Origin of the sequence: Vibrio injensis (assembly GCF_001895205.1) — a bacterium.
GTDB classification, from domain to species: Bacteria; Pseudomonadota; Gammaproteobacteria; order Enterobacterales; family Vibrionaceae; genus Vibrio; species Vibrio injensis.
Window position 1 is genome coordinate 85,322 of sequence record NZ_BDJF01000025.1, and the last position, 23,057, is coordinate 108,378.

General features: G+C 45.6%; 21 protein-coding genes. 6 read left to right on the plus strand and 15 right to left on the minus strand.

What is annotated here, in order from left to right:
• Positions 1-7: 7 nt before the first annotated feature.
• The 8 genes from rnr to kefG all read right to left on the minus strand — a co-directional run bounded on the left by rnr (position 8) and on the right by kefG (position 9,431).
• Positions 8-2,455, minus strand: a complete 2,448-nt coding sequence (gene rnr, locus BSR11_RS11145; RefSeq protein ID WP_072670614.1) for a ribonuclease R — start codon at positions 2,453-2,455, stop codon at positions 8-10.
• A 327-nt stretch (positions 2,456-2,782) separates the two neighbouring features.
• On the minus strand, positions 2,783-3,418 hold the full coding sequence (gene motX, locus BSR11_RS11150) for a flagellar protein MotX (RefSeq protein ID WP_040903975.1): 636 nt from the start codon (positions 3,416-3,418) through the stop codon (positions 2,783-2,785).
• A gap of 226 nt (positions 3,419-3,644) precedes the next feature.
• Positions 3,645-4,943, minus strand: coding sequence for an adenylosuccinate synthase (locus tag BSR11_RS11155; RefSeq protein WP_072670436.1), 1,299 nt, complete (start codon positions 4,941-4,943; stop codon positions 3,645-3,647).
• Between the two features lie 149 nt (positions 4,944-5,092).
• Positions 5,093-6,034: an isoaspartyl peptidase/L-asparaginase family protein gene (locus BSR11_RS11160; protein WP_072670437.1), complete on the minus strand. Its 942-nt coding sequence runs from the start codon at positions 6,032-6,034 to the stop codon at positions 5,093-5,095.
• Positions 6,035-6,172: 138 nt separating this feature from the next.
• The gene (slyD, locus tag BSR11_RS11165; RefSeq protein WP_072670438.1) at positions 6,173-6,763 is read right to left on the minus strand and encodes a peptidylprolyl isomerase; all 591 of its coding nucleotides are present in this window, start codon (positions 6,761-6,763) and stop codon (positions 6,173-6,175) included.
• Between the two features lie 91 nt (positions 6,764-6,854).
• The gene (locus BSR11_RS11170; protein ID WP_072670439.1) at positions 6,855-7,055 is read right to left on the minus strand and encodes a YheV family putative zinc ribbon protein; all 201 of its coding nucleotides are present in this window, start codon (positions 7,053-7,055) and stop codon (positions 6,855-6,857) included.
• Positions 7,055-8,854 carry a glutathione-regulated potassium-efflux system protein KefB gene (kefB, locus tag BSR11_RS11175; protein WP_208604789.1) on the minus strand — a complete coding sequence of 600 codons (1,800 nt, stop codon included), beginning with the start codon at positions 8,852-8,854 and terminating at the stop codon, positions 7,055-7,057. Before kefB ends, BSR11_RS11170 begins: the two co-directional genes overlap by 1 nt.
• The gene (gene kefG / locus BSR11_RS11180; RefSeq protein WP_072670441.1) at positions 8,847-9,431 is read right to left on the minus strand and encodes a glutathione-regulated potassium-efflux system ancillary protein KefG; all 585 of its coding nucleotides are present in this window, start codon (positions 9,429-9,431) and stop codon (positions 8,847-8,849) included. The genes kefB and kefG overlap by 8 nt, the downstream gene beginning before the upstream one ends.
• Before the next feature lie 257 nt (positions 9,432-9,688).
• On the opposite strand from kefG, the gene BSR11_RS11185 reads away from it, so the two are divergent.
• The 6 genes from BSR11_RS11185 to crp all read left to right on the plus strand — a co-directional run bounded on the left by BSR11_RS11185 (position 9,689) and on the right by crp (position 15,238).
• On the plus strand, positions 9,689-11,611 hold the full coding sequence (locus BSR11_RS11185; protein WP_072670442.1) for an ABC transporter ATP-binding protein: 1,923 nt from the start codon (positions 9,689-9,691) through the stop codon (positions 11,609-11,611).
• The gene (locus tag BSR11_RS11190) at positions 11,608-12,078 is read left to right on the plus strand and encodes a TIGR02444 family protein (protein ID WP_072670443.1); all 471 of its coding nucleotides are present in this window, start codon (positions 11,608-11,610) and stop codon (positions 12,076-12,078) included. The genes BSR11_RS11185 and BSR11_RS11190 overlap by 4 nt, the downstream gene beginning before the upstream one ends.
• Before the next feature lie 24 nt (positions 12,079-12,102).
• Positions 12,103-13,071: a hydrolase gene (locus BSR11_RS11195; RefSeq protein ID WP_072670444.1), complete on the plus strand. Its 969-nt coding sequence runs from the start codon at positions 12,103-12,105 to the stop codon at positions 13,069-13,071.
• A gap of 70 nt (positions 13,072-13,141) precedes the next feature.
• Entirely contained in the window at positions 13,142-13,351 is a 210-nt protein-coding gene (locus BSR11_RS11200) for a YheU family protein (RefSeq protein ID WP_072670445.1), read from the plus strand.
• 94 nt (positions 13,352-13,445) lie between these two features.
• On the plus strand, positions 13,446-14,315 hold the full coding sequence (locus tag BSR11_RS11205; RefSeq protein WP_004394498.1) for a phosphoribulokinase: 870 nt from the start codon (positions 13,446-13,448) through the stop codon (positions 14,313-14,315).
• Positions 14,316-14,605: 290 nt separating this feature from the next.
• On the plus strand, positions 14,606-15,238 hold the full coding sequence (gene crp, locus BSR11_RS11210) for a cAMP-activated global transcriptional regulator CRP (protein WP_072670446.1): 633 nt from the start codon (positions 14,606-14,608) through the stop codon (positions 15,236-15,238).
• A 98-nt stretch (positions 15,239-15,336) separates the two neighbouring features.
• Here crp and BSR11_RS11215 read toward each other — a convergent pair whose 3' ends face one another.
• From BSR11_RS11215 to trpS, 7 genes are all read right to left on the minus strand, one after another.
• On the minus strand, positions 15,337-16,134 hold the full coding sequence (locus BSR11_RS11215; RefSeq protein WP_072670447.1) for a DUF1338 domain-containing protein: 798 nt from the start codon (positions 16,132-16,134) through the stop codon (positions 15,337-15,339).
• A gap of 91 nt (positions 16,135-16,225) precedes the next feature.
• A complete protein-coding gene (gene astD, locus BSR11_RS11220) occupies positions 16,226-17,686 on the minus strand; it encodes a succinylglutamate-semialdehyde dehydrogenase (protein WP_072670448.1) in 1,461 nt (486 codons plus the stop codon).
• A gap of 19 nt (positions 17,687-17,705) precedes the next feature.
• Complete coding sequence (gene astA / locus BSR11_RS11225) at positions 17,706-18,725, minus strand: arginine N-succinyltransferase (RefSeq protein WP_072670449.1); 1,020 nt, start codon at positions 18,723-18,725, stop codon at positions 17,706-17,708.
• 97 nt (positions 18,726-18,822) lie between these two features.
• The gene (locus BSR11_RS11230) at positions 18,823-20,034 is read right to left on the minus strand and encodes an aspartate aminotransferase family protein (protein ID WP_072670450.1); all 1,212 of its coding nucleotides are present in this window, start codon (positions 20,032-20,034) and stop codon (positions 18,823-18,825) included.
• 376 nt (positions 20,035-20,410) lie between these two features.
• On the minus strand, positions 20,411-20,989 hold the full coding sequence (locus tag BSR11_RS11235; RefSeq protein ID WP_072670615.1) for an aminodeoxychorismate/anthranilate synthase component II: 579 nt from the start codon (positions 20,987-20,989) through the stop codon (positions 20,411-20,413).
• Between the two features lie 103 nt (positions 20,990-21,092).
• Entirely contained in the window at positions 21,093-21,869 is a 777-nt protein-coding gene (locus BSR11_RS11240; protein WP_072670451.1) for a substrate-binding periplasmic protein, read from the minus strand.
• A gap of 134 nt (positions 21,870-22,003) precedes the next feature.
• A complete protein-coding gene (gene trpS, locus BSR11_RS11245; RefSeq protein ID WP_072670452.1) occupies positions 22,004-23,020 on the minus strand; it encodes a tryptophan--tRNA ligase in 1,017 nt (338 codons plus the stop codon).
• Between the last annotated feature and the right edge of the window lie 37 nt (positions 23,021-23,057).

Sequence of the window (23,057 nt, forward strand, 5' to 3'; positions counted from 1 at the left end):
TACTTACCTATTTCGTTTTTGCTCGGCTCTTTGCCGTTTTAGAACGAGATTTCGCTTTACTGGCTTTATCAGACTTAGCGCGTTTACTTTTCGCTGAGTCTGCGCTCTCTGATTTATCTGGACGCTTGGTTGGCTCAACCATTGGAACAGCTTTGCCACCACGCGTGCCCGCTTTTTTACTCTTGGCTTTTGCTTGCGCTTCAACCGCCCGCTTTTTGGCCGTTTTACCTTCGCCGCGTAGCTTACGACTTGTTTCAACTAATTCAAAGTCAATTTGTCTATCATCTAAATTGACTGATAACACCTTCACTTTAACTGCATCACCCAAGCGATAAATATGACCGAATGACTCACCAATCAAACGTTGGCCGATAGGGTCAAACTGATAATAATCATTAGCCAAATTAGAGATGTGCACCAAGCCATCGATATGTAATTCAGTGAGTCGTACAAAGAAACCAAATCCAGTCACATTGGCTATCACACCATCGAGCTCTTCCCCAACATGATCTTGCATATACTCGCACTTTAGCCAGTCTGATACTTCTCGTGTTGCATCATCGGCGCGGCGTTCAGTCATTGAACACTGTTGTCCATAAAAGTCCATCTCTTCAAACGAGTAGTGATAGCCTCCGGTTGGTGTCCAGCGATCTTGGGTCTGATGATGTTCTTTAGCAATCAAATATTTGATTGCGCGGTGTAAAAGTAAATCCGGATAACGGCGGATCGGTGAAGTAAAATGGGCATAACGTTTTAATGCTAGACCAAAGTGACCTGCGTTATGGGGGTTATAAACCGCTTGCTTCATTGAGCGCAGTAGCATGGTTTGAATCAGCTCTTTATCTGCACGTTCACCGATTTGTTTCATTAGATTGGCGTAATCGGTTGGCGATGGCTCCAGTCCACCACTCAAGTCGAGTCCTAGTTCGCCCAAGAAGTCTCTAAAGCCCATTAGGCGTTCTTCACCCGGTGGCTCATGCACTCGGAACAGAGCGGCTTCCTTGGCTTTTTCGACTAGCGATGCTGAGGCGATATTAGCGAGGATCATACACTCTTCAATCAGCTTATGAGCATCGTTACGGATCACAGGCTCAATGCTTTCGATCTTACGTTGAGCGTTAAAGATGAATTTGGTTTCTACCGTTTCAAATTCAATTGCGCCACGTTGATCACGAGCGGTTTTCAGCACCTGATACATGTTATGTAACTGCTCAAGATGAGGCACAACCGCTTGATAGCGCTCACGCAGTTCTTCATCACCCTGCAAAATATCGTTAACTTTGGTGTAGGTGAGTCGAGCATGAGAACTCATTACCGCTTCATAATGCTGGTAATCGATAAGTTTGCCGCTATCGGAGATGGTCATCTCACACACCATACATAACCGATCGACTTGTGGGTTGAGCGAGCACAGTCCGTTAGATAAAACTTCCGGCAACATGGGGACCACTTGCGATGGGAAATACACGGAGTTACCACGATTGGTCGCCTCTTTATCCAACGCGCTACCAGGACGAACATAATAACTCACGTCAGCAATGGCCACCCATAGATGCCAGCCCCCCTCTTTTCTGGCTTCACAATACACAGCATCATCAAAGTCACGAGCATCTTCACCATCAATGGTCACTAAAGGCAATTGACGTAAATCGACTCGACCTTGTTTGGCTTCTTCAGGGACTTCTTCTTTTAGTCCACTGACTTGCTTTAAGACTTCATCAGGCCATTCATGGGGAATTTGATGGGTGCGAATAGCGATTTGAGTCTCCATACCCGGTGCCATACTTTCACCTAGTACTTCTACAACCTTACCCATCATGCCTCGGGTACGAGTGCCACGATCGGTTACTTCAATCACCACAACATTGCCCATCCGAGCGCCTTCGCGGTGTTCGGTTGGGATTAAAATATCTTTATGGATGCGCGAGTCATCCGGAACCACATACGAATAACCTTGCTCAAGGAAAAAACGCCCGACAATTTGTGCATTACGAGCTTCAAGGATACGCACTAAACGCCCTTCTTTTCGGCCTCTTTTATCGGTGCCAGTTGGTTGCACTAATACGAAATCACCATGAATAAGGGTACGCATTTGATGGTGTGGCAGTAAAATGTCGTTTTCTTTGTTTAGACCACCTTCTGGGCGAACCCAGCCATGGCCATCTTTATGACCAATGACATGGCCTTTAATCATTTCCAGTTTTTCTGGTAGGGCGTAACATTGACGACGCGTAAACACCAATTGGCCATCTCTCTCCATCGCTCTGAGGCGACGACGTAGACCTTCGTAATGATCCTCACCCGATAATTCAAGGGCGGCGAACAGATCGTTACGGTTCATGGGTACATTGGCTTTGGTGAGGAATTCTAAAATATATTCACGACTTGGGATCGGGTTATCGTAGTTATCGGCTTCGCGATCCGCAAACGGATCAGTATGGGTAGTATCAGACATAGGCAGACCTGCTTTTCTAGGAAGGTACATAAAGTATATCCTACTGTGTTCTTAAGCTTAATAGCTAATCCCAACCGGCAGAAGCGCAACAACTTTGTGTATTACGTGACCGGAATCAAGTTGTCACAATAAATAACGAAGAGTTGAATCGTGTGTATGATGACAGGATGTTGAGAGAAAGTGGTAAAGCGAGCGTTAAACGCTAAGTAGGAAATAATAAGATAGGATTGAGTATTAATAATATTCTACATCTATCACTTACTGCATAACAATCATCCAGTAAGCGAAAGAATCATAGAGAAAAAGGCTAAGATAAACAAGCTTTATTTACCAGAAGCTGCCACGGCGCTTCGCTCGGGCAATGATATTTTCTGGCATCCTCATTTCTAATCCTTGTCGTAGCAAGGTAATTCGATTGTGAGTTCGCTGATCGGCAGTCACGGAATTGTATAACCAGCGATAGGCATCTTCATAATCTAGCGGGCTACCATGGTCACGTAATAACAGCTCAGCAAGATGAATCCGAGCATTCAGATTGCCCATCGCCGCTGCTTCACGAAGGTACGGAATGGCTCGCTCTCTATCTTGCTGGACTAACGTGCCTCGCGAATAATAACGACCAAGCTGCTCTAGGGCACTGGCTAATCCTTGATGGGCAGCATTTTCCATATAGTACAAGCCCAGCTCAACATCTTGCTCAACACAAACGCCCCACGCCAACATATCACCATATAAAAATTCATAAGCAGGCAGACTGATCCGCGTTGCACGAGCAACAATGTCCTCGACCAACTGGCAGCGATCGGCTTTCAGTCGCTCCAAGTGTTGGTTCTGTTCGATCAGTTTAATTAGCTCAGCTTCAGAATAAATCGGCACAGGCTCTTTAACATCCGCCACGTTGGCGTGACCGAAGGAAGAGTGAAATGCGAATAATATAGAAGCGGCTACCGTACGTAGCTTCATACTTGCACTCTTGGTTGAATCCGATAGCCATACTAGTATAGCGCGACAGCGCGCAAGGGCTCGGCTTGATTCTTGTATCGGCAGCCCTCGCATTCACTTTAGGATAAATTGCCTCTTTACGGCAACTTTTTGCCACCAAGACCAAGAGTATGAATAATGAAGCATAAAAAAAGCTGGCGAAGCGCCAGCTTTTTAAAATAGAACAATTGTCAAACGAGTCAAAAAGTTACACGTTAAATGGGTGTACTTTGATGATCGTCTCGTTACGGTCTGGACCCGTTGAAATAATATCAATTGGCACGCCCGTTAACTCTTCAATGCGCTTAATATAATTAATCGCCGCTTGAGGTAATGACTCAATTGATGTCGCGCCAAAAGTATTTTCTGACCAACCTGGCATCGTTTCGTAAATAGGCGTTACCGCCTCGAAAGCATCCGCCGCCATTGGTGATACCTGTGCAACAGAACCATCCGGCATTTGATAACCCGTACAGATTTTTAGCTCTTCCAGCCCATCAAGCACATCTAACTTGGTTAAACAAAAACCAGTAACGGAGTTGATTTGAATCGCACGGCGCATAGCCACCGCATCAAACCAACCACAACGACGTTTACGACCCGTCGTCGCGCCAAATTCATGACCTTTAGTACCTAAGTGGTTGCCTACTTCATCATCCAATTCTGTTGGGAATGGACCTGCACCAACACGAGTACAGTAGGCTTTTGCGATACCTAAGATATAACCTAGATGACGTGGACCAAAACCTGAGCCAGCAGCCACACCACCAGCGGTTGTGTTAGAAGACGTTACATAAGGATAAGTACCGTGGTCAATATCCAACAGTGTACCCTGTGCACCTTCAAACATGATCTTGTCACCACGCTTACGTGCCGCATCCAATTCATCGGTCACATCGATGACCATAGAGGTCAACAATTCAGCGTAGCCTTGTACTTGAGCTAAGACATCGTCATAGCTCACTGGATCTACTTTATAAAAATGCTCTAGCTGGAAGTTATGGAATTCCATGACTTCTTTAAGTTTTTCAGCAAAGGAAACCATGTTGAACAAATCGCCAACACGCAGGCCACGACGCGCCACTTTATCTTCATAAGCAGGACCAATACCGCGACCTGTGGTACCGATGGCTTTTTTACCACGAGCCAGCTCGCGTGCTTGATCAAGAGCGATATGATAAGGAAGAATCAAAGGACAAGCTTCAGAAATGAACAGACGCTCCTTAACAGGAATGCCGCGCTGTTCAAGCGGTGTCATCTCTTTGATTAATGCATCCGGTGACAGAACTACGCCATTACCAATAATGCATTTCACGTTGTTGCGAAGAATACCGGACGGAATTAAGTGAAGAACGGTTTTTTCACCGTCGATGACTAGAGTATGCCCCGCGTTATGGCCGCCTTGGTAGCGAACCACATATTTGGCATCTTCTGTTAAAAGGTCAACTATCTTGCCTTTACCTTCGTCACCCCACTGGGTGCCTAGAACGACTACGTTATTTCCCATCTTTCCAAGTCTGATTGCTAGTTAAAAGAGGATTCTAGCACCGAATCCCTAGAGTTGCAGTTATTTTTTAAACGCATTGCGCTTGTCGGTTACTCGCAACGAGACTCCAATTAAAAAAAAACCGTCTCGTACAGAGACAGCGAGCGCTTCTATTCATCAGCATAAATTTTTACCGAGCAAATCCCATCACGGTCAATCGCCGCACGATACATGCCGGAACTGTTCATCGCAAAATGAATGTAGCCCTGTTGATCAATAGCGATCAATCCGCCTTCGCCTCCCACTTGCTTGAGTTCACCTTGAATAACCGTCTCACAAGCGGTGACGAGGTCTTGTTGCAGGTAACGCATTCGAGCAGCCACTTCTCCTGCAACCTGATAGCGAATAAAGTATTCACCCACTCCAGTTGCTGAGATCGCTACATTACCATTTTCAGCCAGCGTACCTGCGCCAATGATCGGTGAATCCCCTACTCGTCCATAACGCTTATTGCTGATGCCGCCAGTACTGGTTGCTGCCGCCAAATTACCCTGTTGATCGAGCGCAACCGCACCCACGGTGCCATATTTCTTATCATCTGGATAAACCGATTCAGATAACGCCGTTTGATCACTGGCTTTCATGGCTAATAATTGCTCATAACGTCGCTCAGTAAAAAAATAGTCCTGTTCGGTATACGGATGGCCGTGCGCAAAAGCAAACGCCTCAGCACCTTCACCAATCAAAAACACATGCTCACTGTGCAACAGCACATCTCTCGCCAGAACAACCGGATTTTTGATGTGTTTTACCCCAGCAATCGCGCCAACGCACCGTTGTTGACCATGCATCACCGCGGCATCCATCTCAACCATTTCTTGATGAGTCAAGACAGAACCTTTGCCAGCATTAAATAACGGCGAATCTTCAAGTAAAGTAACAGCAGCGACAACCGCATCTAGCGCATCGCCACCTTGCTCTAAATGCTGATGTCCAGCGCGCACCGCCGCCTCTAAGGTTTGGGTTATTTCTTGCTGCAGTGAAGCGCTCATCTGCTCACGCACTATCGTGCCAGCTCCGCCATGAATGGCGATTGCAAAGGGAGATTTCATCGTAGAGTTCCTTTAAAAAAAGCGCTAACCGTAGAACAGTTAACGCTTTCAATATCATCGACAAACTTACACGATTTCCGAATACCAATCGGTCTTAGCCGCTGGTTTCCATCGTAATAAGTTATCTTTGGCTATCGATTAATGAGAGCCACAGCTACCGCCACCGCAGCAGCCTTCTTTTTCTTGTCCATGATGGTGGTGACCTTCACCGCCGCAGCAACCATCGTGGTCGTGGTCATGCCCATGGTCGTGGCCACAGCCACCAGCATGATGAATATGACCATGCTCGAGTTCTTCCGCTGTCGCTTCACGTAGCGCAATCACTTCAACATCAAACGTCAAGGTCTGGCCCGCTAACATGTGGTTACCATCAACCACCACTTCATCACCATCTACCTCAGTGATCTCAACCGGGATAGGCCCCTGATCAGTATCAGCTAAGAAACGCATACCGACTTCCAACTCATCCACACCTTGGAAAACATCCGCAGGAACACGTTGTACCAGCGCATCACTGTGTTCACCATAAGCATCTTCTGGTGCGATAGTTGCGCTAAATTTATCACCGATAACTTTACCTTCGAGCTCACGCTCAAGACCAGTGATTAGGTTGTTGTGACCATGTAAATACTCCAGTGGGGCTTCCACTGTTGATTGGTCTACGACCACGCCATCTTCCATTTTTACTTGGTAGGCAATGCTCACAACCACGTTTTTTTCAATTTTCATAACGGCTCCAAGGAGGTTGGTTTTGTTTTGCTCATCTCAGATTAAAAGAGAGAGATGGGCAATATTATGAAGATTATACACTGAAACTCAATTACTCTGGTTTAAAAATCCCAATCATTTGTTCAGTGGCATGTTGACTTTTTTCTACCGACTGCGGTTTACGTTGTTCTGTGTAATCACATTCCACACACTCCACCAACTCAATGTTATTCTCTATCCACCAGCGAAGTGTGTCTTCTGTTTTACAATTTGGGCAACGGGCTCCAGCAATAAAACGTTTTTTTGTGCTCACTATTTCGTCCTACGTTTTTCCCAATAATCACGAGCTTGGCGATCATTTGCCATCTCTCGTCCAAAAATTTCTTCCAACTCTTTACGAGCCGCTTTAGTCCGTAACGTTAAGTTTTTATCATCACTGTGCTGCGGCAATAGTTCTTTCAGCATGGTGACATCCAAGCGGCGAAAATGCGCTTCTGCTCGTTTAGCCTGATAAGGGTGCATGCCTAATTGCACAAGCACTTGTCGTCCTAAATCTAAAGCGCCGAGAAACGTCTCTCGAGAATGCCCGGCGATACCGTGGCTTAACAATTGATAGGCCTCTACCCGACTTCGCGCCCGCGCTAAGATTTTCAGTTGTGGAAAGTGCTGTTGACACAAAGTCACAATCCGCATCACTTGATCGGGCTCATCGGTACAGATCACTATCGCCTCCGCCTGTGCAGCCCCCGCAGCACGCAGCAGTTCAAGGTGGGTCGCATCGCCATAAAACACCTTATAACCATATTTACGCAGCAGTTTAATTTGGCTGGCATCACTCTCTAGTACAGTAATTTTAATCTTATTGGCGTACATTAATCGGCCAACGATCTGTCCAAAACGGCCAAAGCCAGCGATGATCACTTGCGGAGTTTGATGGTCAATCGTATTGTCAGGCTCCTCGTCAGTGCTATTTAACGTCTGGCTATAATAGAAGGTTTGAAGTTTGAGCAATAATGGGGTCGTCATCATCGAGACACTGATCACTAAAACCAGCAACGCTGACTGACTATCTGTTAATAAATACCCATCCGTGGCTGCCGTCAAAATAACAAAACCAATTTCTCCGCCTTGACTCAAAATCAACGCGCTGCGACTGCGTGCTTTCGAACGCACTTTAGCTAGACGCGCTAAACCATACATGATCGCCATTTTGACACTGATTAGCCCGATCACCAGCAGACTGACCAGCCACCACTCCTGCCACAGTAAGGCGATATTAACCGACATACCCACGGCGATAAAAAACAGCCCCAACAATAAACCTTTAAAAGGCTCAATCGCTGTACTTAACTCATGACGAAACTCACTTTCCGCAAGCAGCATGCCTGCCAGAAATGCCCCCAAGGCCATCGACAAACCAAGCTTTTCCATCAATAAGGCAATCGCAATCACCAACAATAGCGAGGCGACCGTAAATAGCTCGCGCACTTGGCTATTTACCACCCACCGAAATAAAGGCTGCAATAGGAAATGCCCAGCAATCAATAGCCCTGCTACCCCTGCCAACATCGACATTAATGGTAAGCTGTCACCCGTTGTTTGGCCGGCAAAGATGGCCACTAAAGCAAGCGTTGGAATGACCGCTAAGTCTTGGAACAGCGACACGGCAAATACCGTGCGTCCCGTATCACTTAAGGTTAACCGCATTTCATCAATAGTACGTAGCGCTATTGCCGTCGACGATTGCGCAAGAATCAACCCAACAGTGATACTCACTGGCCAAGAGAAACCGTACATCCATAAGCCACTCGCGAGCACGCTGCTGGTGATCAACATCTGTGACCCACCCTGTCCAAGGATTGGTCCTTTCATTTGCCACAATCGCTTAGGATTTAGCTCTAAGCCAATTAAAAATAGCAGCAGTACCACACCAAATTCGGCAAAGTTCAAAATCGCATTAACATCAGTGATAAGCTTAAAACCCCAAGGACCAATCACAATCCCGGCGAGTAAGTAGCCTAAAATAGCCCCAAGCCCTAAACGTTGAGCAATCGGTACTGCGACAACGGCAGCCGTCAAAAAAATCACCGAACTGGAGAGCCAATCAGTCATCATGACGTAACCCTTCTAGCCAAGCGACATACTGATCAGCATGTTGTTTGCGTTCAGCATCACTGATGTGCCTTGCCCAATACATCACTAACGGCTCAATCCAGCGCATACGACATAACGAGGCGGTTAATTCAAAAGGTTGTAGAATTTCACTCAATGGATAACGATTGTATCCCTCAGCACTAAAAGCCTCTCGATGCCCACCGGTCGTGATTACACTTCGCCAACGCTTACCTTGCAGTGCACTTTCTGGCCCAAAAGCAAAGCCTTTACCGAGCACTTTATCAATCCACTCTTTTAACAATGCTGGACACGAATACATGTATAACGGGTGTTGAAAGACAATCACATCAACGGCCAGTAAACGTTGATGCTCTTGATTTACATCGATAAAAAAATCGGGATAGGTCGCGTACAGATCAAGCACTTCGACATGAGGTAAAGCGATAATTCGTTCAATCAACAGACGATTAGCCAGCGAGTGATCCGGGTCGGGATGAGCGTAAATCACTAATACTTTCGGTAAGTGGGCGGCGCTTGCGTGGTGGGAAGAAACCGTTTCTCGATCCTTAGTCATTCCTTGACTCTCTTTAATAAAAGCGATCCATTATCAGAGCAAGCAACGGATTTCCTTAGCGTAAACTGCTCAATCGTGACGAAAATTATAGTATGAAAGCCGACTAAGCGATAGCTAAGCCTCTCCTCACCCAGCGAATCCAAACGATGAAGAGCCACATAGGAAGACGCGCAATGGATCGGTATAATCATCGACATTTATACCGATTCCTCCTACTATTCGCGACGACATACACGGCTAACTAGACTCGACTTTTTATGATTATCTTCTCTGACATTCAATTACTCCGTGGCGGAAAACCGCTGCTTGATAAAGCCTCAGCCACTATTCATCCCGGCGATAAAGTCGGTTTGGTCGGCAAAAATGGCTGCGGTAAATCAACGCTATTTGCATTAATGAAAGAGGAGCTATCGATTGATGCCGGCTCATTTAATCAACCGGCTCATTGGGAATTGGCCTGGGTTGCCCAAGAAACGCCCGCTTTAGAGCGACAAGCTTTAGAGTATGTGATTGATGGTGATCGAGAATATCGTCGCTTAGAACAACAACTCCGTGAAGCAGAACAGCAAGATAATGGCACCCGTGTCGCCGAATTACATGGTCATATTGAAACCATTGGTGGTTATAGTATTCAAGCGCGTGCAGCCGAACTGCTGGATGGTTTAGGCTTTAGTCAGCAACAAATGAGTTGGAATTTGACCCAATTTTCTGGTGGTTGGCGTATGCGCCTTAACCTTGCCCAAGCGCTGATTTGTCGCTCTGATTTGCTGCTGCTTGATGAACCAACCAACCACCTCGATTTAGATGCGGTCATGTGGCTCGAGCGTTGGCTACAAACCTATCCTGGTACGTTATTACTGATCTCTCACGATCGCGATTTTCTTGATCCGATCGTCAATCGGATTATCCATATTGAAAATCAGCAGCTCAATGAATACACCGGTAACTACTCATCGTTTGAAGTACAACGCGCGCAAAAGCTAATGCAGCAACAAGCGCAATATCAAAAACAGCAAAAGCAGATGGCACACATGCAAAGCTATATTGATCGCTTTCGCTATAAAGCCTCAAAAGCGCGCCAAGCACAAAGCCGAATTAAAGCACTGGAAAAAATGGAGCAAGTTTTACCAGCGCAATTTGATAACCCCTTTAGCTTTGAGTTTCGTCAACCCGCAGCCTTGCCTAATCCGATTTTAATGATGGATAACGTGGCCGCCGGATATGACGATCGACTGATCCTCGAAAAGATTCGTCTTAACTTAGTCCCGGGTAGCCGAATTGGTTTGCTAGGACGTAATGGCGCGGGTAAATCAACATTAATCAAACTGCTCTCCAGTGAACTGAAACCGCAAAGTGGCGATCTCACTTACTCTCAAGGCGTGAAAATCGGCTACTTTGCCCAGCATCAGTTGGAAACATTACATCCACAAGAAACGCCGTTACAGCACATGATGCAGATTGCTCCTGATAAAACCGAACTTGAGCTGCGCAATTATTTAGGCAGTTTTGGTTTTCAGGGGGAAAAAGCGCTAGAAAAAGTGGCCCCTTTCTCCGGGGGCGAGAAAGCCCGTTTAGTACTAGCACTGATTGTCTGGCAAAAACCTAATCTGTTGTTGTTGGACGAACCGACCAACCATTTAGATTTAGACATGCGCCAAGCTTTGACCTTTGCCTTACAAAGCTTTGAGGGAGCGATGGTGATCGTCAGTCATGACCGTTATCTACTACGCGCAACCACTGACGAGCTGTATTTAGTGCATGATCAGCAAGTCGCTCCTTTTGATGGTGACTTAACCGATTACTACAAATGGCTAACCGATCAACAGAAAATTGCGCGTAAAGAAGCCCAAGCCACTCAACCCGTCAAAGACAGCACCAACAGTGCTGCAGCGAAAAAAGAACAAAAACGCCGCGAAGCCGATTTTCGTAAACAGACCGCGCCAATTCGCAAAAAATTGACACAGTTAGAAGAGAAAATGGATAAGTTGAATGCGATTCTCGCTCAAGCCGAGTTAACCCTTTCTGAGTCCAGTTTGTATGACGCGGAGAATAAAGCCCAATTAACCGAAGTGATTGCTAATCAGGCCACAGCAAAAAGTGCCCTTGAGCAAGTAGAAAGTGATTGGATGGCCGAGCAAGAACATCTTGAGCAACTGGAACAGGAATTTCATCAATCATGATACCAACACACGCGCATTCATCATTAACGTTAGAAGGCTTATGGCAATTTAGCCTTGACTATTATGCGGTTAATGAAGTGAAAGAGGCGTGCTTGTGTCTGCAAAACCAGTTTCAAGGAAATGTAAATTTACTTTTACTGCTCAAATGGTTAGATGAACAACAACTTGACATTAGCGACTCAGATTGGCCACGGCTATTGGCACGTTTAAGTCATTCAGAAAGCTTAGTTCACTCTTTTCGTGAGCTGCGTCGTAAGCTAAAGTCTCATCTGTCAGAAACACTGTACCGTGAAGCACTGCAATTTGAATTACGGTTAGAAAAACAGCAGCAAGCGGAGCTGGTTGACTGCGTCCAGGGGTTCAAATTATCCCCAGCCAGAGACTCCGCATTGACCGAGCGTTACTGTCTTCAACTTGGCGCTGAACATTTGATCCCTCTGTTCTCTTCCCCAATAGAACAAACATAACGATCATTAAGAATTGAGGTTTTTATGTCGCCGTTTATTGCCGCGAATGGATTAACCAATCCACATTTACAAACCCTACTACCGCGCTTAATTCGTCGAGCGGCTTGCTTTACGCCAGTTTGGCAAACCTTAACCACGCCAGATAACGATTTCCTCGATTTAGCTTGGAGTGAATCGGCCAAGCCATCTGTCGATAAACCTATTTTTGTTTTATTCCATGGTTTAGAGGGCAGCTTTTATAGCCCTTATGCGAATGGATTGATGGGGGCATTTGCCCAACATGGTTGGCTATCGGTGATGATGCATTTTCGAGGTTGCAGCGGAAAACCCAACCGCTTAGCACGAGCTTACCATTCCGGTGAGACCGAAGACGCGCGTTTCGTACTTGAATACCTACGCGAACAATTTCCTCAACGTACCATCATCGCGACTGGAGTCTCTTTAGGCGGTAATATGCTGGTCAATTATTTGGCGCGCTATCAGGATGATCCTATTGTCGATGCGGCAACCATCATTTCCGCACCACTGGATTTAGCCGCGTGTTCGCAACGTATTGAACAGGGCTTTTCAAAAGTTTATCGTCGCTATTTACTCTCGTCATTAAAAAACAACGCCTTAAAAAAAGCGCCATTACTGCAAAACGAGCTAGGCTTAACCACCCAATGTATCCGCCGGGTGAGCAAACTCTACCAATTTGATGATTTGATCACTGCACCGCTGCATGGTTTTAAAGATGCACAGGACTACTATCAACAATGCTCAGGTATTATCAAATTAAATGCGATTACCATTCCCACGCTGATCATTCATGCAGCCGATGATCCGTTTATGACTGAAGCAGTTATCCCGCGTGGTCCTTTAAACCCGCAGATTAATTACCAATTGTTTGAGCATGGTGGCCATGTTGGCTTTTTAACTGGCAGCTTAGGTCAACCTAAGTTCTGGCTAGAGCAGGCTTTGCCGAGTTACTACGCTGATTGGCGACAGAGATAAAAATTAGCGTCCTATTGCAGCGAAACATCGTAAAACAGAGATTATCAGTTCATAAAATCATGAGGTATTTATGATCGTTCCTTGGCAACAGATCGCCAGTGAAACTTTACACAATTTAATTCGTGAGTTCGTCTTAAGGGAAGGCACTGACTACGGTGAAAGTGAAATCAGCTTACAAGATAAAATCGATCAAGTTATCGCTCAACTGCGCAGTGGACAAGCGATGATCGTCTATTCTGAGTTACACGAAACGATCGATATTAAAACGACCACTCGCTGACAGAAAAAATCGGCGTTTTCTGCTGCGTTTTTTCCATGATATAGTGAAGCAGTCATGGGCTTCGCCCTTCAAGGATTACTAGACAAGGTTTGTCATGTCAGCAAAACACCCCATTATTGCGGTCACCGGTTCATCAGGCGCTGGTACAACGACCACATCAGAAGCTTTCCGTAAAATGTTCAATATGATGAACATTAAACCCGCTTGGGTGGAAGGTGATAGCTTCCACCGCTTCACGCGACCAGAAATGGATATTGAAATCCGCAAAGCAAGGGAACAAGGTCGACATATTAGCTACTTCGGGCCACAAGCGAATGACTTCCCTGCTCTGCAAGATTTTTTCCGCCAATATGGCAAAACGGGGGCAGGACAAATCCGTCGTTATCTACATACTTTCGATGAAGCCGTCCCCTATAATCAGATGCCCGGAACCTTTACACCTTGGCAGCAACTGCCTGACGATACTAATGTCTTGTTTTATGAGGGATTACACGGCGGTGTGGTCGATGGTGACATTAATGTCGCGCAACATGTCGATTTTTTAATTGGTATGGTCCCAATTGTCAATTTAGAGTGGATTCAAAAGTATGTGCGCGATACTCGTGATCGCGGCCATTCCCGTGAAGCCGTCATGGATTCTATCGTTCGCTCAATGGACGATTATCTGAATTACATTACCCCACAGTTTTCGCGTACGCACATTAACTTTCAACGAGTGCCTACGGTCGATACCTCAAATCCTCTCAACGCGAAAGGCATACCGAGTTTGGATGAAAGCTTTGTGGTGATCCGTTTACGCGGCATAAAGAATGTCGATTATCCCTATTTACTGGCGATGATCGACGGCTCGTTTATGTCGCGCCACAACACAATTGTGGTTCCTGGAGGAAAAATGGGCTTTGCCATGGAACTTATCGTACAGCCCTTACTCCAGCAATTAATTGAATCGGGAAAAATTGGTTGAGATACCTCATCTTGACCTGATGAGTAAGAAATTCGCATAATGGGTTAGGCTAAAGTGTAATTAACACGATTACTTTTCATACCGTGATCATGTGCACGTTTTTGCGTAAAATATCCATGGTTTGATACGATTAAAATCAAGAAATCGCGTTCGAAAAAGGATACTATTCCTTACCGAACACAAGATAGCTTGCAGCCATTAGGAAGTCCTCTTATTCTAGTTAATCCATTAAGGCTTCGCTAAGATATACGGACAGCAGCGAGCGTACCCTGCAGAGGAAGTGAGATATTATGGTTCTAGGTAAACCTCAAACCGACCCAACACTAGAGTGGTTCCTTTCACATTGTCATATTCATAAGTACCCATCCAAAAGCACGCTGATCCATGCGGGCGAAAAGGCGGAAACCTTGTACTACATTGTCAAAGGTTCTGTTGCGGTACTGATTAAAGACGAAGAAGGTAAAGAGATGATTCTTTCTTACCTTAACCAAGGCGATTTTATCGGCGAACTTGGTCTATTCGAAGAAGATCAAGAGCGTACTGCTTGGGTTCGAGCTAAATCCCCTTGTGAAGTCGCAGAAATTTCTTTTAAGAAATTCCGCCAATTGATTCAAGTTAACCCCGATATTCTGATGCGTCTATCAGGACAAATGGCCCGTCGTCTACAAGTGACCAGCCAAAAAGTCGGTGATTTGGCGTTCCTTGATGTAACCGGTCGTATTGCGCAAACTCTGTTAAACCTAGCAAAACAACCTGATGCTATGACACATCCAGATGGCATGCAAATCAAGAGCACTCGTCAAGAAATTGGTCAAATTGTTGGTTGCTCTCGTGAAACCGTTGGCCGTATTCTAAAAATGCTTGAAGAGCAAAACCTGATATCCGCACACGGTAAAACCATCGTGGTCTACGGCACTCGTTGACCTCTGGTTTGAACATAGCGAATAATCTGAATAAGCTACTTTAGACATCTAAAGTAGCTTTTTTGTTGCTCGTCGAGCATGGGGTATTATTCAGAGGATTAAGAACGAAGATCGGTACTTTCAAAGATTTTATCTGCTGAAGCTGCCACAAAGCCGCTATACAGTTGACCGTTCGCCATTGGATAACGTTTAGCGAACTCATAAAAACCACCGGGGATTACTTCAACACCGTCGTTAAACGAGACTGGCACCTTATCAGCCATGGTCGAGGACTGTTCTAGTAACACTTCTGGTGTGCCCTTCACTTCACCGCCATTTTCATTGATAGTAAAGCCAGCCTGACGCAGATGATCATTGACCGCTTTCACTTCATTAAATGCCTTGAGCTGATTAACACTCACCGTAAAGTGATTGGCACCATAACCATGAGCCGCCAACCATGCCGCATATTCGCTCTCTTTAGCTAAGGTTTGATAATCCGCAAACGAGAGATCCCATAGACGACCAGCGTAAAGAAAATCGACATTATCAAAGCGAGTGGTATCCACTTGAGCCACTAACTTAGCGACTATCGATTGTAACTCTGCGGAGCACTCCTCCACCTTTAATTCACTAATAAACACCTTAGGTTGCTTAGGATCAGGATGCTCATAATGCTTCGCCACCAGCTTTTTGCTTTCAAACAGATAATCACCACAAGCAACGTAGCCTAAGGCCAGAAACGGCTTGGCCAAAGTCTCTATACCCAGTGGTGCTATATTAAAGGTTCGTAAAGCAATGTGGTCATTGATCAGTGCTTCGTCTTCCTGCAGCAAATGATGGACTTTTTCTGCCGCAGGGCAAAGACGCTGAATATAGTCATTCCATAAACATTGAAAAAGCGTACTTGGCGTCATGACGCCTCCTTGTCAGTGGGTGGATAACGCCTCTCGCGATAGAGACGTTATGGGTTAAACATTATCGACACGCTTTAGCTGTGTTGACGATTTAAGGCAAAACAAACCCTGGTGATAGTGTTGCGGGTAATTCTGTCGTTTGCCCTTCCATCGACGCCATTGGGTAAGCACAGTAATCCGCGGCGTAAAACGCGCTGGGACGCAAGTTACCTGACGCACCCGGCCCACCAAAGGGAGCATCGCCACTGGCTCCGGTAAGTTGACGGTTACGGTTAACGATGCCAGCGCGAATATGATCAATAAAATATTGCCACTCTTGATCGTCGGTCGACACTAACCCTGCTGATAAACCAAAGCGCGTATTATTAGCCAGCGCTACAGCTTGAGGCAGTGTTTGATAACGAATGACTTGCAATAATGGGCCGAAATATTCTTCATCAGGTAAATCATTAATCGCAGTGACATCAATAATCCCTGGTGTGACGAACGCCGCTTGTTGAGCCTTCGCGGTTAATAAACATTTTCCGCCTAACGCTTGTAAATTCGCTTGTGCCGTCAAAATAAACTCAGCGGCGGCACGTGAAATCTGTGGCCCCATAAAGGGGGCAGGATCAGCAAAAGGCTGATCAATGCGCAGCTGATCGGTCGCTTTTAGCAGTTTATCGAGCAGCTGATCGCCTTTTTTCCCTTCAGGTAAATAAAGGCGACGAGCACAAGTACAGCGTTGTCCTGCACTAATAAAGGCTGACTGAATAATGGTGTATACCGCCGCATCAATATCGCCATAGTGCTCAGAAATCACCATCGGATTATTGCCGCCCATCTCCAGAGCTAACATTTTATCGGGTTGACCGGCAAACTGACGATGTAAGAGGTGACCGGTATTGGCACTACCAGTAAAGAGCAAGCCATCAATATTTTTTGATTGCGCGAGCGCAATGCCCGTTTCTTTCGCACCTTGCACTAGGTTAAGCACACCATCGGGCAATCCCGCCGCTTGCCACAATTGCATCGCTAGCTCACCAGTCCAAGGTGTTTGCTCAGAGGGTTTAAACACCACGGTATTACCAGCCAGTAAAGCAGGAACAATATGGCCATTGGGCAAATGAGCAGGAAAATTATACGGACCAAATACCGCCATTACGCCAAGAGGACGATGCCGCAATACAATCGTATTGCCTGCCACCTCACGTTGCTGCTGCCCAGTACGCTCATGATAAGCACGAATAGAAATCGCAATTTTACCAGCCATCGCCGCCGCTTCGGTGCGCGTTTCCCATAGCGGTTTGCCGGTTTCTTTGGCAATCACTTCTGCAATTTTTTCACTGTTGGCTTTGACCTGCTCAGCAAACGCCAACACCACTTGTTCACGCTCAGAAAATGGCCGATTTTTCCATGCGATGAATGCTTGGCGAGCCGCGCTGATCGCTTGTTCAACTTGCTCTGCCGTGGCGCTATTGCCTTGCCAAATCACTTGATCATCGTAAGGGCTGATTGAACTCAACGCATCGCCTTGTCCAGCAATCCATTGACCTGCTATCCACTGAGTCATTTTATCTTCCTTCTCTAAACTATTGAGCCAAAATTCTTAACCAATCCCCTTGGTCAACCTGTAATGCTTGAGCCACTTCGGGAGTAATCAATACCGTTTCTCGTTCAGGGTTATAGGCCGCTTTTTCAGCGGTAGCACGAAAATGAGTAAATGAGGTATTGCACATTAAATACTGTTGAGTACTGGAGTGACGGGCAACTTCCACTCTTGCTCGAACCGAATTACGTACCGATTCAATATTACGGACATCACATTCAACGGCTGGGCCGGCATCAAAAATATCGACGTAATTGCGACAAGTAAATCCTTCGTCTTCCAATAGCTTGAGGGCTGGACGAGTATTCTCGTGCACTTGGCCAATCACCGCTTGAGCTTCAGGACTGAGTAAATTGATATAAATCGGCAACTTGGGCATTAAGTCGGCAATAAAACCTTTTTTACCGATCCCAGTTAAATAGTCAGCCAAGGTAAAATCGATCGAAAAGAAGTGCTCTTGCAGCCACTGCCAAAAGGGAGAATTACCATCCGCATCAGAGACACCTCGCATCTCAGCAAAGATGGTTTTAGAGAAACGTTCTGGATGCTCCGCCATCATTAAAAAACGACTCTTCGACATTAAGCGGCCATTTAAACCTTGGCGAAAGTGCTCTCGCAAAAATAAGCTGCAAATTTCTGAGCATCCGGTGTAGTTGTTACCAAAGGTGAGTAATTTGACGACATTGTTGACCCCAAGCTTATGTGAGGCATGGACAATGGTACTTATATGATAAGAATAAAAAGGGCGATCCCAACCAACCGCCGCTTCAATACCCGTTGTACCGGCCACCTCTCCGGTTACACTGTCTACACCGACCATTAAATAACCTTCATCCCCTGGTTGCGTCACGGACGGTTTGGCAAAGCTGTATTCTGAGTGTTCAATACGATTGGTGAGGAGTTCTTGGTTAACGGGCAGTGACGTAAAGCCATGACCCGATTCAATGGCACAGTCATGAAGTGCCGGATAGTCAGACGTTGCAATAGGGCGAATAACTAGCATCAATATTCCCTCCAGATGCATAGCACTAGGCCAGTTTGGCCTAGCGAAGACAGCAAACACCCACCGCTATCCATGGTGGGTGTGAATAGCAGAAAGACTACACGAGTGTTGCGATCGCTTGCTCGAGTTTAGCCAATCCTTGTTCGATTTCTTGTTGAGTGATCAATAATGAAGGCGTCATACGGATCACGTTCGGTCCCGCCACCAACAGCATTAATCCTTGCTCTCCAGCCGCTAATAAAATGTCTCGAGAACGGCCTTGCCACTGCTCATTGAGTGCTGCGCCAAGCAGTAAACCTTGACCACGGATTTCAGAAAACACATGGTACTTATCATTGATTTTGGTTAATCCCTCGCGAAACCAAGCTTCACGTTGCTTCACACCCGCTAAGGTTTCTGGTTGACTAACAATATCAACGACGGCCAGACCAACAGCGCACGCTAACGGGTTACCGCCATACGTTGAACCATGGGTACCGACTTTCATATGCTCGGCAAGCTTATTAGTGGTTAACATCGCACCAATCGGGAAGCCTCCACCTAATGATTTCGCCGTACTTAAGATATCTGGCGTGACACCTAAGCCTTGGTAAGCATAAAAATGCCCCGTACGCCCATTACCGGTTTGAACTTCATCAAAAATCAGTAGCGCATTATGCTTATCACACAGTTCACGCACCGCCTGAACAAATTCTGGCGTTGGTGAAATAATACCGCCTTCACCTTGTAGAGGCTCCATCATGATCGCGCAGGTGCGATCCGATATATGCGCTTGCAAAGCATCAATATCGTTATAAGGCAGGTGAGTAATATCGCCGGGTTTCGGTCCAAAACCGTCAGAGTAAGCCGCTTGTCCACCCACGGTTACAGTGAAAAAAGTCCGACCATGGAAACCTTGTTTAAAGGCAATGATTTCCGTTTTCTCTGGACCATAAACGTCAGCCGCATAACGACGAGCTAATTTCAGGGCCGCTTCATTAGCTTCAGCGCCAGAGTTGGCAAAAAAAACTTTGTCAGCAAAACTCAACTCAATCAATTTATTAGCAAGTTGCAATGCCGGCTCATTGGTCATCACATTGCTCAAATGCCACAATTTATTGGCTTGTTCGGTTAAGGCATTAACCATGGCAGGATGGCAGTGCCCCAAACAACTAACGGCGATACCACCAGCAAAATCGATGTACTCTCGCCCCTGCTGATCCCACACACGGGAGCCTTGTCCTTTTACTGGGATGAACGCCATCGGGTTATAACAAGGCACCATTACCTCATCAAATAAACCACGTTGTATCTGTTTTTCCATTGTCATTACCCATTCCTTCTTATACCGCATGCCAAGTTGCTCAGCCATTTGGCAACAAAACCCTAATGTAAGATTTTGTATGGCATTACCACTAATACAGCATTGTATTTACAAAATATTAACCAATTCAATAGCGAAATATTCTTTTCACGACATCAATATCAGTATACTTGATATCGCCTCTGATTATTTATGCACTAACCGTTGTCTTTTATGAAGTATTTTTTACCTTCGCATGCAAAATAGAATAGATAACCATTGCAAGGCAAGGGATTCAATAAGAAGAGAGGCTATAAAGGCGCATAAAATTGCACATCACAATCAAGCGCCATTTAGCACAAAGAAATGTTAAGAAAAGTGATCAAGATCGGTAATGATTGGCTTAACGATTTAAGAAATTGGCCAGTAGCTGATGCCCTTGCTCAGTTTTAATCGATTCGGGATGAAACTGCACCGCATCAATCGGTAACGTTCGGTGTTGATAACCCATAATTTCATCGACAGAACCATCGTCTAATTCCGTCCACGCCGTGAGCTCAAAACAAGCTGGTAATGAATGAGCCTCAACCACTAATGAGTGATAACGAGTAACCGTCAATGGGTTATTTAAGCCAACAAATACACTGCGTCCATTGTGCTTAATCTGTGATGTTTTGCCGTGCATGACTTGTCTGGCGCGCACCACTTGTCCACCAAACACTTGCGCAATCGCCTGATGACCAAGACATACCCCTAATATCGGTAGTTTCCCGGCAAAATGAGCGATAGCTTGAAGAGAAATCCCCGCTTCATTCGGCGTACAAGGTCCGGGAGAAATCACTAAATGGCTCGGATTAAGGGCTTCAATCCCCTTTATATCAATCTGATCATTACGTACAACGTTAACCTCTGCACCTAATTCACAAAAATATTGATATAAGTTGTAGGTAAAAGAATCGTAGTTATCGATGAGAAGCAACATAATGTCAGCCGCGCCAGTCAGTTGAAGAAACAGAGGGCGATATTGTGCAGCACCGTTGTAGAAAGGCAAGTGCTTTACTTGAGTAGAATAAGAGTCATCGACATTAAGGGTCTTGATGTTCCGCCGCATTGAACAATAAAAAACGATCAAATACAGCTTGTGCATGTCCACTTTGCTGGGCATCTAACAAATACTGGTTAATACCATTGAGTAGGGGTAATGCCTCTGGTAAATCACGGCGAATTTGCACATGAAACTGCTTATCTCTACCCAATAAATGGGGCGTAATTGGCCGTTCAAGCTGATAAAGACCAAGCTGAATACCACCATAAATTGGCTCAATTTCACTTAAAAACCAATCACAGCGCTGCTTTTGTAACATATCTAACGCTTGTTGCACGGTGTTTACACGCAGCGATGGCTCGCGAGATAAGCCAAAGTCTTGATAGTTAAAACCGTGTACACCACACAATACACCAGAATCTTGATGATGACTGAGGAGATTATTCGAATCAGCGAGGGTAAAATAACCGAGTTGAATACGATACAGAGTGACTGAAAAGTGGCTATACTCCGCTCTGTCATGACGATAGCTGGCATTCCACGTCAAATCACAACGTCCATTCGCCTGAGCTAGCTCATGCTGCACTCTCGCCCACGGCATAAACAAAAGCTGATAATCAACGTTTAAGTGTTCAAGGGATTGCAATACCAATGTCGTGGCTGAGCCGGTTAGTGATTGAGCTTTTTCTTCATCGGTAGCGCCTTGCCAATAAGTAAACGGCGGCCACACATTCATATTGCCCACACAAACCCGTAAAGGGCTCGCAGCTAACCCATTGCTGATGATCAGCAATCCACACAGTAACCACCATTTCATCGCGATCCCCTTACTGTACCACTCCCACTAAGTGTAGACCGGGTTGATTTATCTTGTAGTCGCCAGTAGACAAATAAGCCCAAAGTGAGTCATTCGCTTTGGGCTTATTCAGTGTCGTAGAATCAAGGAACAGCTTATGGACGAGGCACAAATCCAACCGCTTGCTGAACATTTTTCAATGTCAGTGCAGCGCGAGCGGAGGCTTTTTCAGCTCCAGCTTTCATTACCGCATCGAGATAGTTTCTATCATCGCGAATACGATGGTACTCCGCTTGTACCGGAGCAAGCATCGCGACCAATGCCTCACCGACGTCCTTTTTAAAAGGACCGTACATTTCAACGCCTTGATATTGTGCTTCAATCTCAGCAAAGGTTTTGCCTGTGGCCGCTGAATATAGGCTCATTAAATTCGAGATACCAGCTTTTTGCTCAGTATCAAAGGCAATACGCGGTGGCGTTTCGGTATCCGTTTGCGCTTTATTGATCTTCTTGATAATCGACTTGGGATCTTCTAATAAGGTAATCACATTTTTACGATTATCGTCCGATTTTGACATTTTCTTGGTCGCATCTTGCAGGCTCATGACTCGTGCATTCACTTGCGGAATGTACGGTTCAGGAATGGTGAAGATCGGTTGTTCCGGACTGTAAATATTGTTAAAACGTGTCGCGATATCACGAGCAAGTTCGAGATGCTGTTTTTGATCGCTGCCTACGGGAACTTGATGCGCGCCATAGAGCAAGATATCGGCCGCCATCAATACTGGATAACCAAATAACCCAGCATTAACATCGTTAGCATAACGAGCCGATTTATCTTTAAACTGAGTCATGCGACTGAGTTCACCCATTTGGGTATAACAATTAAGAATCCAGCCAAGTTGAGTATGTTCAGGCACATGAGATTGAACAAACAGGGTGCTTTTTTGTGGATCGACACCAACGGCAAGGCAAATAGACAACGCATCGAGTGTTGCTTCATATAGCGCCTTTGGATCTTGACGTACGGTAATCGCATGTAAATCAACCACACAGTACTGACAATCATAATCATCTTGCATCTGTTGCCATTGACGCAGAGCACCCAAATAGTTACCAATGCTGAGTTCACCAGATGGTTGAACGCCACTCAATACGATGGGTTTGCTCATGAATATAATTTCCTTGTGATTCAAAATAAGGGAAGGC

What these genes read in the sequence shown, in the direction of transcription:
- BSR11_RS11205 (WP_004394498.1), top strand. Translation starts at nt 13,446, where the DNA reads ATGTCAGCAAAACACCCCATTATTGCGGTCACCGGTTCATCAGGCGCT.
- rnr (WP_072670614.1), bottom strand. Translation starts at nt 2,455, where the DNA reads ATGTCTGATACTACCCATACTGATCCGTTTGCGGATCGCGAAGCCGAT.
- BSR11_RS11185 (WP_072670442.1), top strand. Translation starts at nt 9,689, where the DNA reads ATGATTATCTTCTCTGACATTCAATTACTCCGTGGCGGAAAACCGCTG.
- BSR11_RS11230 (WP_072670450.1), bottom strand. Translation starts at nt 20,034, where the DNA reads ATGACAATGGAAAAACAGATACAACGTGGTTTATTTGATGAGGTAATG.
- motX (WP_040903975.1), bottom strand. Translation starts at nt 3,418, where the DNA reads ATGAAGCTACGTACGGTAGCCGCTTCTATATTATTCGCATTTCACTCT.
- BSR11_RS11155 (WP_072670436.1), bottom strand. Translation starts at nt 4,943, where the DNA reads ATGGGAAATAACGTAGTCGTTCTAGGCACCCAGTGGGGTGACGAAGGT.
- crp (WP_072670446.1), top strand. Translation starts at nt 14,606, where the DNA reads ATGGTTCTAGGTAAACCTCAAACCGACCCAACACTAGAGTGGTTCCTT.
- BSR11_RS11160 (WP_072670437.1), bottom strand. Translation starts at nt 6,034, where the DNA reads ATGAAATCTCCCTTTGCAATCGCCATTCATGGCGGAGCTGGCACGATA.
- trpS (WP_072670452.1), bottom strand. Translation starts at nt 23,020, where the DNA reads ATGAGCAAACCCATCGTATTGAGTGGCGTTCAACCATCTGGTGAACTC.
- astA (WP_072670449.1), bottom strand. Translation starts at nt 18,725, where the DNA reads ATGCTAGTTATTCGCCCTATTGCAACGTCTGACTATCCGGCACTTCAT.
- BSR11_RS11200 (WP_072670445.1), top strand. Translation starts at nt 13,142, where the DNA reads ATGATCGTTCCTTGGCAACAGATCGCCAGTGAAACTTTACACAATTTA.
- BSR11_RS11190 (WP_072670443.1), top strand. Translation starts at nt 11,608, where the DNA reads ATGATACCAACACACGCGCATTCATCATTAACGTTAGAAGGCTTATGG.
- slyD (WP_072670438.1), bottom strand. Translation starts at nt 6,763, where the DNA reads ATGAAAATTGAAAAAAACGTGGTTGTGAGCATTGCCTACCAAGTAAAA.
- BSR11_RS11240 (WP_072670451.1), bottom strand. Translation starts at nt 21,869, where the DNA reads ATGAAATGGTGGTTACTGTGTGGATTGCTGATCATCAGCAATGGGTTA.
- BSR11_RS11195 (WP_072670444.1), top strand. Translation starts at nt 12,103, where the DNA reads ATGTCGCCGTTTATTGCCGCGAATGGATTAACCAATCCACATTTACAA.
- kefG (WP_072670441.1), bottom strand. Translation starts at nt 9,431, where the DNA reads ATGACTAAGGATCGAGAAACGGTTTCTTCCCACCACGCAAGCGCCGCC.
- BSR11_RS11235 (WP_072670615.1), bottom strand. Translation starts at nt 20,989, where the DNA reads ATGTTGCTTCTCATCGATAACTACGATTCTTTTACCTACAACTTATAT.
- astD (WP_072670448.1), bottom strand. Translation starts at nt 17,686, where the DNA reads ATGACTCAGTGGATAGCAGGTCAATGGATTGCTGGACAAGGCGATGCG.
- BSR11_RS11215 (WP_072670447.1), bottom strand. Translation starts at nt 16,134, where the DNA reads ATGACGCCAAGTACGCTTTTTCAATGTTTATGGAATGACTATATTCAG.
- kefB (WP_208604789.1), bottom strand. Translation starts at nt 8,854, where the DNA reads ATGACTGATTGGCTCTCCAGTTCGGTGATTTTTTTGACGGCTGCCGTT.